The sequence below is a fragment of the Dellaglioa sp. CoH-57-MRSF-22 genome (assembly GCF_056781895.1).
In genome coordinates, this window is the sequence record NZ_JBXAXT010000293.1 from 1 (window position 1) to 231 (window position 231).

At 50.6% G+C, this 231-nt stretch carries 1 protein-coding gene; it reads left to right on the forward strand.

The genetic code is table 11. From position 1 onward, the window contains the following. Positions 1-202: hypothetical protein (locus AC1RPR_RS09125; protein WP_481763630.1), on the forward strand; the 202-nt coding region annotated here is incomplete at its 5' end. Positions 203-231: the final 29 nt, after the last annotated feature.

A 231-nucleotide genomic window follows, 5' to 3' on the forward strand; every position in this document is an offset into this window, starting at 1 on the left:
GGGCAATCGGGTGGTGGTCCATAATGATGTTGCGCCCATTAAACTTGATGTAAGCGCGATGCTCATGCACTTACCGGAACAAGCCACTGGTCTTGTAGAACTCGATGTGCTTGTCGTCGTGATTGCCCAACACCAGAAACTTGTTCGGCGTCTCGATCTGTTCGATGAGTGCGCCAGTCTTCCATTTGTTGTGGAAGCTTAGGTCACCAAGAAACCAGATGACACCCTTGG